The sequence below is a fragment of the Roseomonas rosulenta genome (genome assembly GCF_016106005.1).
Classification (GTDB): Bacteria; Pseudomonadota; Alphaproteobacteria; order Acetobacterales; family Acetobacteraceae; genus Neoroseomonas; species Neoroseomonas rosulenta.
In genome coordinates, this window is record NZ_JACADR010000015.1 from 1 (window position 1) to 13903 (window position 13903).

Here is a 13903-nt window from a genome sequence, read left to right on the forward strand (position 1 = left end):
TCGCACCCGCCTGGTGCTCCTTCAGCACCCCGATGATCTGCTCCTGCGTGAACCTCGATCGCTTCATCATCCGTCTCCCTTCGACGGACTCTAGCTCAGGGCGGGGGCATCCAAGGGGGCGGGGTCAGGAGCCCCCATGGCGACGCATGGACTGCCCGACTGGCCCTGGGCTGGCACGCCGACCGACGACCTGCCCCCGGCCGAACGCCTGCTACTCGAAACGATACGTGTCTGGTACGGCGCAGCGCGCGCCGGCCGGGCGCCGCTACCCGCAATGAGCCTGATCCTGGCGACCGAGGAAGCCGCCGCGGCCGGCCCGCCGCTGGATGCAATGCTGCGCGCTGCGCCGATCGAGGCCTGCTGTCGGCTGTGCCCGAAGGTGGCGCCGCAGGAAGCTGCGCTGCTGCTGGCCTGCGCCCTGGCGCAGCGCGGCGCGCGCAGCGAGGCGCTGGCCGCCCTGCTGCGCCTGCTGCCGTTGCGCGACGCCTATGCCGCCATGCCGCCAGCGATCCGCCTGGGCTGCGCGCTGCGCCACAGCGGCGTGCTGCTGCGCCACCCGATCAGGGAGGCGATGCGCTCTCGTCCGGTGCCGCGAGGGTGACGATCTCGGTGCCTTCCTCGACGCTGTCGCCCGCCGCGCAACCGAGATGCGCGACGATGCCATCTGCCGGCGCGGTGATGCGCAGTTCGGTCTTCATGGCCTCCAGGATCGCCACCACCTGGCCGCGCGCAACGCGGTCGCCGACCGCCACCAGCATCTGCACCACGCGCCCCGGGATGGGGGCGGAGAGCCGGCCTTCCGCAGCGGCGTCGCCGCCGAGCGGGGCATAGGGATCAACCAGGCGAAGGTCAAAGTCCTCTCCGCCGAAGTTCAGCGCGATCGCATCACCGTCCATGGTGAACGGGACGCGGTGCCAGACGCCGTCGATCGCAGCGCGGAGGTCGATGGACAGATCGGCCGCGACCGCGATGGGCGCACCGCCATCGACGACAACCTGCATGGCACCACGCTGCCGGCGCACAACGATGCGGCGCAGGCGGACCTCGTCGCGCACCAGCAGCAGTTCCACGCCGGCGCCATAAAGGCGGAAGCCGAGACAAGCGTCCCAGGGCGAGGTTCTGTCGCGCTGGAGACGCAGGCGCTCCAGATAGACCGCCGCAAAGGCTCCGAGCGCCGGCGCAGGGACCTCGCGCGGCGGCGGGATGAGCTCCGCCGCATGGCGGGCGATGAATCCGGTGTCGAGATCGCCGGCCAGCATCGCGGCATGTGCTGTCAGGCGCCGCAGGAAACTGAGGTTGGTCGTGAGGCCGCCGAGTTGCGTGTCGCTCAGCGCAGCATGAAGTCGCTCAAGCGCCATACGACGATCCGGCGCCGCCGCGATAACTTTCGCGATCATCGGGTCGTAATGCGGCGTGATCGCATCCCCCGCCCGGACACCGGTGTCCATGCGGACGCCCTCGCGCTGCGCCGGGCCGAGGAAGCGGGCCAGCGTGCCGATCGAGGGGCGGAACTCCGCGGCGGGATCCTCGGCATAGAGGCGCACTTCGACGGCATGGCCTCTGGTTTCGGGTGCCTCGTCGAACGGCAGCGCTTCACCGGCAGCGACACGCAGTTGCCATTCCACCAGGTCGGTGCCGGTGATCATCTCGGTCACCGGGTGCTCCACCTGCAGGCGCGTGTTCATCTCCATGAAGAAGGCGTCCTCGCCCTCGACGATGAATTCGACCGTGCCGGCATTGACGTAGCCAACGGCGCGCGCAGCGGCGATGGCGGCGTCATGAAGGCGTGCGCGCAGCGCGGGCGAGAGGCCGGGCGCCGGGGCCTCCTCGAGCACCTTCTGGTGGCGGCGCTGCACGGAGCAGTCGCGCGTGTGCAGATGGATCGTGCGGCCATGACGGTCGGCGAATACCTGAACCTCCACGTGCCGCGGCTTCTGCAGGTAGCGTTCCAGCAATACGCGGTCGTCGCCGAAGGCAGCCCTGGCCTCGCGCCGTGCGCCGGAGAGCTCGTCCAGGAAGTCGGCGGAGGAGAATACGGGGCGCATGCCCTTGCCGCCGCCGCCCGCACTCGCCTTGATCAGGATGGGGAAGCCGATGCGCGCGGCTTCCACCGCCAGGCGGTCCTCGGACTGGTCCTCGCCATGGTAGCCGGGCACCACGGGCACGCCGGCGGCGGCCATCAGCGCCTTCGCTTCCGCCTTGCTCCCCATGGCGCGGATCGCGGACGGCGGCGGGCCGACGAAGGCGATGCTGGCGGCGGCGCAGGCCTCGGCGAAGTCGGCATTCTCCGACAGGAAGCCGTAGCCGGGATGGATTGCCTCGGCGCCCGTGGCCCGCGCGACGGCGACGATGCGGTCGGCGCGCAGGTAGCTGTCGCGCGCGGCGGCGGGGCCGATGGGATGCGCCTCATTGGCCAGCGCGACGTGCAGGGACGCCGCGTCAGCCTCGCTGAAAACGGCGATACAGTGGATGCCCATGCGCTGCGCGGTACGCATGATGCGGCAGGCGATCTCGCCGCGGTTGGCGATAAGCAGGCTGCGGAACATCACATGCGGAACACGCCGAAGCGTGTTTCCTCGATCGGTGCATTCAGCGAAGCGGCCATCGCCAGGCCAAGCACATCGCGCGTATCGGCAGGGTCGATGATGCCGTCATCCCAAAGCCGCGCCGTGGCGTAGGTGGGGTCGCCCTCGCGTTCGTACTTCTCGCGGATGGGGGCCTTGAAGGCGTCCTCCTCGGCGCTGGACCAGGCACCGCCGCGGGACTCGATGTTGTCGCGGCGCAGCGTGGCAAGGACGCTCGCAGCCTGTTCGCCGCCCATGACGGAGATGCGCGAGTTCGGCCACGTGAAAAGGAAGCGGGGCGAATAGGCGCGGCCGCACATGCCGTAATTGCCAGCGCCGAAGGAGCCGCCGATGATGACGGTGAACTTCGGCACATTGGCGCAGGCCACGGCGGTCACCAGCTTCGCGCCATCCTTAGCGATGCCGCCGGCCTCGTACTTCCGGCCCACCATGAAGCCGGCGATGTTCTGCAGGAACAGCAGCGGGATGCCGCGCTGGCAGCAGAGCTCGACGAAATGCGCGCCCTTCTGGGCGGATTCCGAGAAAAGGATGCCGTTATTCGCCAGGATGCCGACCGGCATGCCCCAGATGCGCGCGAAGCCGCAGACCAGCGTGGTGCCGTAGCGGTGCTTGAACTCGTCAAGCTCGGAGCCGTCGACGATACGGGCAATGATCTCGCGTGCTTCGACCGGAGTACGCAGGTCGGGCGGGATGATCCCGTGCAGTTCGACAGGGTCGTAGCGCGGCGGTGCGGAGGCGCGCAGGTCGAGTGTTGCGCGGGGACCGCGGCCGAGCGTGCCGATGATGCGCCGAACGATGCCGAGCGCGTGCATGTCGTCCGCCGCGTAGTGGTCCGCCACGCCGGAGAGGCGCGTATGCACATCGGCGCCGCCGAGATCCTCGGCGCTGACGATCTCGCCGGTTGCGGCCTTCACCAGCGGCGGCCCAGCAAGGAAGATCGTCCCCTGCTCGCGTACGATCACAGCCTCGTCGCACATGGCGGGAACATAGGCGCCGCCCGCCGTGCAGGAGCCCATGACCGAGGCAATCTGCGGGATGCCCGCCGCCGACATGCGCGCCTGATTGAAGAAGATACGCCCGAAATGGTCGCGGTCGGGAAAGATCTCGTCCTGGTTCGGCAGGTTGGCGCCGCCGGAATCCACCAGGTAGATGCAGGGCAGGCAGTTCTGCATCGCGACTTCCTGCGCGCGCAGATGCTTCTTCACGGTGATGGGGTAGTAGGTGCCCCCCTTCACCGTCGCGTCATTGGCCACGATGACGCATTCGCGCCCACACACGCGGCCGATACCGGTGATGATGCCCCCTCCCGGAACCTCGTCGGCATACATGCCGAAGGCGGCGAGCGGCGAGAGTTCGAGGAAGGGCGCACCGGGATCGAGCAGCCTTTCCACACGCTCGCGCGGCAGCAGCTTGCCGCGCGAAAGGTGCTTCTCGCGCGCCGCCGGCGGGCCACCCGCGGCGGCATCCGCGGCGCGAGCGCCGAGCGCCTGCAGCAGGTCGCGCATCCTCGCCGCATTCTCGCGAAACCCATTGGCGCGGGTGTCGACCGTGGAGGCGAGGATATGGCTCACGCCGTCTCCTTGAACAGCTCGCGGCCGATCAGCATGCGGCGGATCTCGCTGGTGCCCGCCCCGATCTCGTACAGCTTCGCATCGCGCAGCAGCCGCCCGGTCGCGTTGTCGTTGATGTAGCCATTGCCGCCGAGAATCTGGATCGCGTCGAGCGAGGCCTTGGTCGCCGCCTCTGCCGCGAACAGGATCGCGCCCGCGGCGTCCTTGCGCGTGGTGCGTCCCTGGTCGCAGGCGCGCGCCACGGCATAGACATAGGCGCGGCAGGCGCTGAGCTGCGTGTACATGTCCGCGAGCTTCGCCTGGATCAGCTGAAATTCGCCGATCGCCTGGCCGAATTGCTTGCGTTCATGGACATAGGGCACGACCAGGTCGAGGCAGGCCTGCATGATGCCGAGCGGTCCTGCCGCCAGCACCGCGCGTTCGTAGTCGAGGCCCGACATCAGCACGCGCACGCCCCCGCCGACCTGGCCGAGCACGTTCTCCTCGGGCACCGCGCAATCCTCGAAGACCAACTCGCTGGTGGGCGATCCGCGCATGCCGAGCTTGTCGAGCTTCTGCGCCGGGCGGAACCCCTTGAAGCCGCGCTCGACGATGAAGGCGGTGATACCCTTCGGACCGGCATCGGGATCCGTCTTGGCGTAAACCACCATCGTCTCAGCGTAATGCGCGTTGGTGATCCACATCTTCGTGCCGTTCAGCACGTAGCGGTCGCCGCGCCTGTCTGCGCGCAGCCGCATAGAGACGACGTCACTGCCCGCGCCGGGCTCGCTCATGGCCAGGGCGCCGAGATGCTCGCCCGAGATCAGCTTCGGAAGATAGCGGCGCTTCTGCTCCTCGCTTCCGTTGCGGCGGATCTGGTTGACGCAGAGATTGGAATGAGCGCCGTACGACAAGCCGACGGAAGCCGAGGCGCGACTGACCTCCTCCATCGCGACGCAATGCGCCACGTAGCCCATGTTGGCGCCGCCATACTCCTCTTCGACCGTGATGCCGTGCAGGCCGAGCGCACCCATTTCAGGCCATAGGTGCCGGGGGAATTCGTCGGTACGGTCGATCTCTGCAGCGATTGGCGCGACGCGCGCATCAGCGAAGGAGCGCACGCTGTCGCGCAGCATGTCGATCTCGTCGCCAAGCCCGAAGTCGAGCATCGGTATCTGGTTCGCGGTCATGGCCCCGTGTCCGGTGAAACGGCGTCGACGCCGCGCAGGGCGTTGCGTAGCTTGCCACGCATCACCTTGCCCGTTGTGGTCATCGGCAGATCCTGCATGAAGACGACGCGTCGCGGATAGAGATGTGCCGCGAGCCGCTCGCGGACAAAGCCCTGGATCTCCTGCGCGAGCGTATCATCGGGCTGCACGCCGGCGCGTGGCACGATCACGGCCGTGACCTGCTCCGTTCGCAGCGCATCCGGAAGGCCAATCACCGCAGCGAGTGCAACGGCAGGGTGCCGCAACAGGCAATCCTCAACCTCGCCAGGACCGATACGGTAGCCTGCTGAGGTGATGACATCGTCGGTTCGCCCGAGGAAGCGAACATAGCCTTCCTCGTCCGTGGCGGCCATGTCGCCGGTCACAAGCCAATCGCCCAGGAACTTGGCCGCCGTCGCGGCGGGGTCGTTCCAGTAGCCCAGAAACATCGCCGGATCGGGCCTTCGGACCGCGATGCGACCTTCTTCGCCGGGCGCGCGGACAATGCCGGCCGCATCGATCACCGCGACCTGGTGCCCGGGCACCGGGCGTCCCATCAGGCCAGGCTTCACCGGCATCAGGCCTGCGCAATTCGCAATGACCAGGTTGCATTCCGTCTGGCCGTAGAACTCGTTGATCGTCAGGCCGAAGGCTTCGCGACCCCATTCGAGCGTCTCGGCGCCGAGCGTCTCGCCGCCGCTGCCGATGCTCCGCAAGCGGTGCCCGAAGCGTCCAGGGTTGTCGACCTGGCGCATCATGCGCAGCGCGGTCGGCGGCATGAAGGCATTGCGCACGCCGTGCCGCGCCATCACGTCGAAGGCGCGTTCTGGATCGAACTTCGCCATCCGATGCGCAAGAACCGGAACACCGTGGAACAGGGACGGGAGCAGCACATCCAACAACCCGCCGATCCAGGCCCAGTCGGCCGGCGTCCAGAACAGGTCGCCAGGCTGGGGAAACATCTCCTGCGGCATCTCGACGCCGGGGAGATGGCCGATCAGCGTACGATGTGCATGCAGCGCGCCCTTCGGCGAACCGGTGGTGCCCGAGGTGTAGATGATCAGCGCAGGGTCGTCGGCAGCAGTCTCGACGACGGGGCATGCGTCGGAGGCACGCTCCGCCATCTCCCAGAGGGACAGGACGCCCGGGCGAGCACCATCGGCGCAAAGGATCGTGCGCAGGCCGCTGAGGCGTTCGCGGACACCGCCCAGCGCGGCGAGGCCGACATCATCAGTGAGGAGTGCCGATGCACCACTGTCGCGCAATCGGAAGTCGAGCGCATCAGGCCCGAAAAGCTGGAACAGTGGCACAGCGATGGCGCCGATCCGATAGATCGCGAGGTGCGCAACCGCGGCCTCCGGCCCCTGCGGCAGTAGCACCGCCACGCGATCGCCGCGGCCGATGCCTTGCGCCTTCAGCACATTTCCCAGCCGCGCCGACGTACTGCGCAGCGCATCGAAGGTGACCCGTTCGACACCCCCGCCAGGCCCCTCGTGGATCAGTGCGACGCGGCCGCTGCCATCGGCCCAGCGGTCGCAACAGGCCGAGGCGATGTTGAACACCGCCGGCACGGACCATCGAAACCGGGCGAACAGCTCCTCGTAGGAGTTGGCCGGGGGCAGGATCGCGGCAGCGCTCACAGCCAACGCTTCCGGCGCTTGTAAGACTTCAGGTTCCGGAAGGACTTCCGGTCGGCGCCATGGCCGCCGAGGTAGAATTCCTTGACATCCTCGTTCTGTGCCAATGACTCGGCCGTTCCGTCCAGAACCACCTTCCCCTGCTCCATCACATAGCCGTAGGAGGCGACCGACAGCGCCATGCGCGCGTTCTGTTCCACCAACAGGACGGTGATGCCGAGGTCCCGGTTGAGGCGCCGGATGATCCCGAAGACCTCCTTCACGAGCAATGGCGACAGGCCCATCGACGGCTCATCCATCAGGATCAGCTTCGGTCGCGCCATCAGTGCGCGCCCGATCGCCAGCATCTGCTGCTCGCCGCCCGAGAGATAGCCGGCGAGCCCCGTCCGTTCCCGAAGGCGCGGGAAATAATCGTAGACCATGTCGATGTCGCGCCTCACCTCCCCGTCGCTGCGCGTGAAGGCGCCGAGACGCAGGTTCTCGAGGCAGGTCATGTCGGCGATGATCCGCCGGCCCTCCATCACCTGGAAGATTCCGCGGCGGACGATGCGGTCGGGATCGATGCCGTTCAGGCGTTCACCCCCGAACAGGATGTCGCCGCGCGTGACCTGGCCTTCCTCGGTCTTGAGCAGGCCCGAAATCGCCTTGAGCGTGGTCGACTTCCCTGCGCCGTTGGCGCCCAGCAGGGCGACGATCTCGCCCTGCGGAACCGCCAGCGACAGGCCGCGCAGCACGAGGATGACCTCGCTGTAGACCACCTCGATGTTCTTCACCTCGAGGAGGGGCGCGGCGGGTTGTACCCGGGCGCCAGCCTGCTGCGCGGCCTCGCTCATCACCAGCCGAGCCAGTCGGGACGGCGCGGCAGGTCGATGCTCGCGACCGGCTGCAGAGCCATGGTCCCGGCCGACATCAACTCCTGCACGCTGCCCTGCGCGGTGTTGCCGGTGACGCGGGCGCGGAACAGGGCGACGCGCAGCGTGCCGCGATGGTCTTGTGCCGTGAAGGTCGAGGGCGTGCACACGCCCTGGAAGCCCTCGGGCACCCAGTCACGCCGCGCGTAGAAGCCGTCCCGGATGCGTTCGCCGGTCACCTGACCGCCATTGGCGGCGGCCGTCTCCATCGCTTCGACCATAAGCATCGCCGCGCAGGCGCCGGCCAGGTAGTGCACCGGCCGGTACGCCGTGCCCGTCTGGTCGGAGATTCGGCTGATCGCGCGCAGCGTCTCCATGCCTGGCGCCGTGCCGCCCCAGACCACGCCGGTGCGCACCGGAAAGACCACGCCGTCCGCGGCGGTGCCGGCGGCCTTCATGGCGTTCTCGTCCATGCCCCAGACATTTCCGAGGAACTGCACCTGCACCCCGACGGTCTGGCAGGCGCGCAGCACCGATATGTTGGATCCAGCCGTGTTGCCCAGGTAGGCATAGTTCGCACCCTGGTTCTTCAACGTCAGGCACTGGGCGGTGTAGTCGCCGGGCGTCAGTGCGAACTGGATCGCGGGCAGGACCTCGAAGCCGAGCTCGCGCGCGAGCGCCTCGCCGGCTTCCTTCGGGCTGTTGGGGTAGGGATGGTTCGCGCCCATGTGCACGTAGCGCGGCCGGCCCTGCTGGCCACGCGCGCGCCAATCCTCGGCCGCCCATTGCAGCATGCCGCGCAGCGCGTCGGAGTAGGACGGACCGTAGAAGAAATTGAACGGCGCGGGTTCCACGCCCTGTCGGCGCGACGTCCCGCCCGCATCGGTCAGCGCGGCGGAGTAGGAGCCCGAGATGTAGGGAATTCGGTCGCGCGTGACGAAGCGGACCAGCGCCTCGGTATCCGCCGTGCCCCAGCCCTGGATGGCGACGACGCGTTCGCGCTGCGCCCAGGACTGGTACTGGCTGACCGCGCGCGGCGCCTGGTAGCCGTAGTCAAAGCCGGAGACCGCGAGACGCCGGCCGGCCACGCCGTTGCGTGTCTGGTTCACCCAGGCGAGCGCATCGGCCACGCCCTGCCCATATGGCACGCCGACATCCGAGGTCGCGCCGGAATTGTCCATCAGGTGGCCGACCGGAATCGGTGCCTGGGCGAGCGCAGGCGCCGCGGCGAACAGCGCGCCGGCAAGCAGGGGAAGCGGAAGCCTCATGTCAGTCTCCTCCTTGGATGATGCGGACCGTTGGCCGGCCTCAATGCGAGAACGGGTAGAGTTTCCAATAGGCCTTGATCATTTTCCAGCGATGCGCGAGCCCATCGGGCTCGAAGACCAGGAAAAGGATGATCGCCGCGCCGATCGCCATCTCCCGCAGGAAGGAGATCGAGGCGCCGAGCCGAAGCGCGCGGTCGACGGCGCTGCCCGCGAGCAGGTCGGCGCCGGCCTGCACCACCTCGGGCAGCAGCACCATGAACGCGGCCCCCATCATGCTTCCCATCACCGAGCCAAGCCCGCCGATGATGATCATCGCCAGGAACTGGATGGAGTAGAGGATGTTGAAGGCCTCGACGCTGACGAACAGGAGGTAGTGGGCATAGAGCGCGCCAGCCACCCCGGCAAAGAAGGACGCGATGCCGAAGGACAGCGTGCGATAGTAGGCGAGATTGATGCCCATCATCTCGGCTGAGAGATAATGGTCGCGAACCGCGATCAGCGCGCGCCCATCGCGCGTGCGCATGAGGTTGGCGGCAGCGAGGAACATCACGACGACATGCGCGAGGACGACGTAGAAGTAGGTCTCCTCACGATCCAGCCGGAAGCCGAACACCTCGTAGGGCTCGGTCACGCGCCCGGCGACGCCTCCGGAAAACCATTGGGCGCGGGCGAAGAAGTCCTCGAGGATGAACTGCGCGGCCAGCGTCGCGATCGCGAGGTAGAGCCCCTTGAGCCGCGCTGCCGGCGCGCCGAACACGAGGCCCACCACAGCGGTCATCAGCCCGGCGCCCCAGATCGCGAGCGGAACCGGGACATGGTATTCGACGAGCAGCGCCGAGGCGAAGGCACCGAAGCCGAAGAAGGCGGCGTGGCCGATCGAGATCTGCCCCGTGAACCCAACAAGGATGTTCAGCCCCAACGCCGCGATGGCGCTGAACCCGATGGTGATGAGGAGGCCGAGCTCGTACCGCCCCAACACCAGCGGCGCCGCACAGAGCAGAGCCACGCCGACGGTGACGGCCACGAGAGACCCGCGCGTCGGAAAGATCGTGGTGTCGGCGCGGTAGCTGGTACGGAAGTCGCCCGCCGGGGTCATGGAGGTCATCGTGCGTCAGACCCGCTCGATGTTCTTGGTGCCGAACAGCCCGTAGGGCTTGATCAGCAGGATCACGATCAGGGCGTAGAACGGCGCGATCTGGTACATGTTGCCCCAGTTGAGCCATTGCGCATCGACATACTGCGCCAGGTTCTCGAGCACGCCCACGATCAGCCCGCCGAGCACCGCGCCGACAATGGAGTCAAGCCCGCCAAGGATCACCGCCGGGAAGACCTTGATGCCATAGAACGACAGCGCGGATGAGACCCCGTTCACCACACCGACCACGACGCCCGCGACCGTCGAGACGAGTGCTGATATGGCCCAGGACATCGCGAAGACCTTCGGCACGCTCACGCCCAGGGACTGAGCCACCTGCTGGTCGAAGGCCGTCGCACGCATCGCCAGACCATGCTTCGAGTAGGTGAAGAACCACCAGAAGCCGAGCATGATCAGCGCCGAGACTCCGAGACTCGCAAGGTAGACCGTCTGCACCTCGAGCCCCATCACGCGTATCCGCTCGGCGGCGAATATCGGCGGAAAGGGCTGCGCAAACACGCCGAATATCCACTTCATCAGCGCCTGGAAGAAGATCGAGAGCCCGACCGTCGCCATGATGACGCTGATGACCGGCTCGCCGATCAGCGGGCGCAGCACGATGATCTGCAGCAGGATGCCGAACAGCGTCATGAAGGCCAGGGTCACCAGGAAGCCGGCCCAGAATGGCAGTTGCCACGTGGTCAGCATCCACCAGCAGACCCAGGCGCCGACCAGCAGGAACTCGCCCTGCGCGAAATTCACCACTTGGCTCGCCTTGTAGATCAGCACGAACGACATCGCGACGACGCCGTACAGGGCACCGACGATCAGCCCGTTCAATACCAGCTGGAACAGCAGCGTCGTGTCCATTCAGGCCACCTTCATGCCGGCGGACGCCCGCCGCGGGGCATCGCCGTCCATGCGGATCACGCGCAGCGTCGTGCGGATCCGCTGCTTCGTGCCGTCCTGGAAGGCGATGGTGGTATCGACCGGGATCGCATCCTGGCCGGCGTAGATGGCCTCGATGATGTCGCCGTACTTCGAGTTGATGACGCCTCGACGCACCTTGCGCGTGCGCGTCAGTTCTTCGTCGTCGGCATCGAGCTCCTTGTACAGCAGAACGACGTCGCGAATGCGCTGCGGGACCGGCAGCGTCGCGTTCACCTGCTCCACCTCCTCGCGGATCTTCTCCAGGACCTCAGGGCGCGCCGAGAGATCCGAATATGTGGTGAAGGAGATCCGCTTGCGCTCCGCCCATTTGCTGACGATCGGGAAGCGGATGCACACCATTGCCGCGAGATACGGCCGTTGATCCCCCAGGATCACGGCTTCCGCCACGAAGGGGCTGAATTTGAGCTTGTTCTCAATGAACTGCGGTGAGAAGCGATCACCGCCGGATGTCGTCGCGATATCCTTGATGCGGTCGATCACCACGAGCTGGCCGCGCTTGTCGAAGTACCCGGCATCGCCGGTATGCATCCAGCCGTCGCGCATGTCGGCCACATCCTCCATGCCGAGGTAGCCAGCGAACATGTTCGGGTGGCGCGTCACGATCTCACCGACGCCGTTCTGGTCGGGCTCGTGGATGCGGAGTTCGACGGTATCGCCGAAGGGCACGCCCACCGTGTCGAAATCCACCTCGCCCCTGCGGTGGATCGTATAGGCCCCGAGCGCTTCAGTCTGGCCGTAGATCTGGCGCATCGGCACGCCAAGGGCCTGGAAGAAGCGAAAGGTGTCCGGCCCGAGTGCGGCACCGCCCGTCGCGGCCGACTTCAGCCGCGTGAAGCCGAGCCGGTCGCGCAGCGCCCGGAACAGCAGCTTGTCAGCGACCGCCGATCGCCCACCCGCCTTCAGCGCCTCAAGACCAAGGCGCATGCCGGTCTCGAAGGCGCGCTGCTTCAGCGGCGATGAATCCATCACGCGGGCGCGCACATCGGCGGCGATCCCTTCCCAGACGCGTGGCGCGAACAGCACGAAGGTCGGCGCGATCTCGCGGAAATCGGCCATCATCGTCTCGGGTTCCTCGACGAAATTGACCTTCATGCGCGAGATCAGCCCCCAGCCGAGTACGTAGATCTGTTCCATGATCCAGGGGAGCGGCAGGACCGAGACGTATTCGTCGTCGGGCCCCTTGGGATCGACCGCGAGATAGGCCTCGCAGTGCCGGATCAGCGCGCGCGCGCTCAACTGGGCTAGCTTCGGCCGCGCCGTGGTCCCCGAGGTGGTGCAGAGGATCGCCACCTCCTCGCCATCGGTGGCATCGACCAGGCTCTCCCATAGCGCGGGCTCCGCCGTCGCGACGGCCGCGCCGCGCTGGACCAGCTCCGCGGCGGAGACGAGACGCGGATCCCTGTGCTTTCGCATCCCGCGCGGATCGCAATAGATGATGTGGCGCAGGCTTGGCACCTGGTCCGAGACGTTCAGCAGCTTGTCGACCTGCTCCTCGTCCTCCGCGATCACGGCAACGGCGCCGCTGAACGCCAACAGGTAGGCGACCTCGTCATCCAGCGCATCGCGGTAGATGCCGAGCGACCGGGCACGAACCGCATGCGCCGCGATCTCACCCATCACCCAGTCCGGGCGGTTGTCGCCGATCAGCGCCACCACCTCCCCGGCCCCGACGCCGAGAGAGCGCAGGCCGAGCGCCAGGTCGCGCGTACGGTTCTCAACATCCGACCAGGTGAGCGACCGCCAGATACCAAATTCCTTCTCGCGCATCGCGATCTCGCGCCCATGCGCGCGGGCGTTGCGGCGCAGCAGGCGGGGCAGCGTGAGCTCCGTACCGCTCATGCGGTTGCCGGCTCGCCCTGATCCTGCACCACCTCGTCGGCCTCGCCGAGGTAGGCACGCTTGACGTGCTCGTCGGCCAGGACCTCCTCCGGCGCGCCGGCGGCGATCCGCCGGCCGAAATCCAGCACCATGACGCGATGGCTGATGTCCATCACCACGCCCATGTCGTGCTCGATCATCAGCACCGTCATGCCCCATTCCTCGTTGAGGTCGACGATGAAGCGGGCCATGTCCTCCTTCTCCTCGAGGTTCATGCCGGCCATCGGCTCGTCGAGCAGGATCAGCTTGGGCTTCAGGGCGACAGCGCGCGCCAGCTCGACGCGCTTGCGCAGGCCGTAGGACAGGGTGCCCGCGATCGCCTTGCGGACATGCTGGATCTCGAGGAAGTCGATGATCTCCTCGACCTCGCGGCGATGCGCGAGCTCTTCCCGCTGCGCGCCACCCAGCCAATACGCCATGCCGCGCAGGAAGCCCGAGCGCAGCAGGTGGTGGCGCCCGACCATGATGTTGTCGAGCACCGTCATGTGTCCGAACAGCGCCAGGTTCTGGAATGTGCGCCCGATGCCCAGGGCAGCGCGGCGGCTCGTACCGATGCGGGTGATATCCTGGCCGCCGAACAGGATGCGTCCCTCGGTCGGCCTGTAGCGGCCCGAGACGCAGTTCACCATCGAGGTCTTGCCCGCGCCATTCGGGCCGATGATGGAGAATATCTCGCCGCGGCCGACATCGAAGGAAACGTCGGTCAGGGCCCGGACCCCGCCGAAACGCAGGCTCACGCGATCGGCTGCCAGCATCGGCGCCTCGGCGTCCACTCCGCGTATCCTCCCCAGGCTACGTTATCTGGGGCAGGTTATGGGGCGGGCGGGTCGCCTGGCAACT

Annotated in this window: 11 protein-coding genes; 1 reads left to right on the forward strand and 10 read right to left on the reverse strand. The window is 67.4% G+C overall.

What is annotated here, in order from left to right; genetic code table 11:
* Nucleotides 1-136: 136 nt before the first annotated feature.
* On the forward strand, nucleotides 137-601 hold the full coding sequence (locus HW578_RS04025) for a hypothetical protein (RefSeq protein WP_198369249.1): 465 nt from the start codon (nucleotides 137-139) through the stop codon (nucleotides 599-601).
* Here HW578_RS04025 and HW578_RS04030 read toward each other — a convergent pair.
* From HW578_RS04030 to HW578_RS04075, 10 genes are all read right to left on the reverse strand, one after another.
* The gene (locus tag HW578_RS04030; protein ID WP_198369250.1) at nucleotides 561-2546 is read right to left on the reverse strand and encodes an acetyl/propionyl/methylcrotonyl-CoA carboxylase subunit alpha; all 1986 of its coding nucleotides are present in this window, start codon (nucleotides 2544-2546) and stop codon (nucleotides 561-563) included. The genes HW578_RS04025 and HW578_RS04030 overlap by 41 nt on opposite strands.
* Complete coding sequence (locus tag HW578_RS04035; RefSeq protein ID WP_198369275.1) at nucleotides 2546-4090, reverse strand: carboxyl transferase domain-containing protein; 1545 nt, start codon at nucleotides 4088-4090, stop codon at nucleotides 2546-2548. Before HW578_RS04035 ends, HW578_RS04030 begins: the two co-directional genes overlap by 1 nt.
* Nucleotides 4091-4152: 62 nt before the next feature.
* The gene (locus tag HW578_RS04040) at nucleotides 4153-5325 is read right to left on the reverse strand and encodes an isovaleryl-CoA dehydrogenase (RefSeq protein ID WP_198369251.1); all 1173 of its coding nucleotides are present in this window, start codon (nucleotides 5323-5325) and stop codon (nucleotides 4153-4155) included.
* Nucleotides 5322-6983 (reverse strand): acyl-CoA synthetase, encoded by a 1662-nt coding sequence (locus HW578_RS04045; protein WP_456308264.1) that lies wholly within the window; start codon nucleotides 6981-6983, stop codon nucleotides 5322-5324. Before HW578_RS04045 ends, HW578_RS04040 begins: the two co-directional genes overlap by 4 nt.
* Nucleotides 6980-7813: an ABC transporter ATP-binding protein gene (locus HW578_RS04050; protein ID WP_198369252.1), complete on the reverse strand. Its 834-nt coding sequence runs from the start codon at nucleotides 7811-7813 to the stop codon at nucleotides 6980-6982. The genes HW578_RS04045 and HW578_RS04050 overlap by 4 nt, the downstream gene beginning before the upstream one ends.
* Nucleotides 7813-9099 (reverse strand): ABC transporter substrate-binding protein, encoded by a 1287-nt coding sequence (locus HW578_RS04055; RefSeq protein WP_198369253.1) that lies wholly within the window; start codon nucleotides 9097-9099, stop codon nucleotides 7813-7815. Before HW578_RS04055 ends, HW578_RS04050 begins: the two co-directional genes overlap by 1 nt.
* A gap of 40 nt (nucleotides 9100-9139) precedes the next feature.
* On the reverse strand, nucleotides 9140-10204 hold the full coding sequence (locus HW578_RS04060; protein WP_198369254.1) for a branched-chain amino acid ABC transporter permease: 1065 nt from the start codon (nucleotides 10202-10204) through the stop codon (nucleotides 9140-9142).
* 6 nt (nucleotides 10205-10210) lie between these two features.
* On the reverse strand, nucleotides 10211-11104 hold the full coding sequence (locus HW578_RS04065; RefSeq protein ID WP_198369255.1) for a branched-chain amino acid ABC transporter permease: 894 nt from the start codon (nucleotides 11102-11104) through the stop codon (nucleotides 10211-10213).
* A complete protein-coding gene (locus tag HW578_RS04070; RefSeq protein WP_198369256.1) occupies nucleotides 11105-13024 on the reverse strand; it encodes a long-chain fatty acid--CoA ligase in 1920 nt (639 codons plus the stop codon). It lies immediately after the preceding gene.
* Entirely contained in the window at nucleotides 13021-13836 is an 816-nt protein-coding gene (locus tag HW578_RS04075) for an ABC transporter ATP-binding protein (protein WP_456308265.1), read from the reverse strand. Before HW578_RS04075 ends, HW578_RS04070 begins: the two co-directional genes overlap by 4 nt.
* Between the last annotated feature and the right edge of the window lie 67 nt (nucleotides 13837-13903).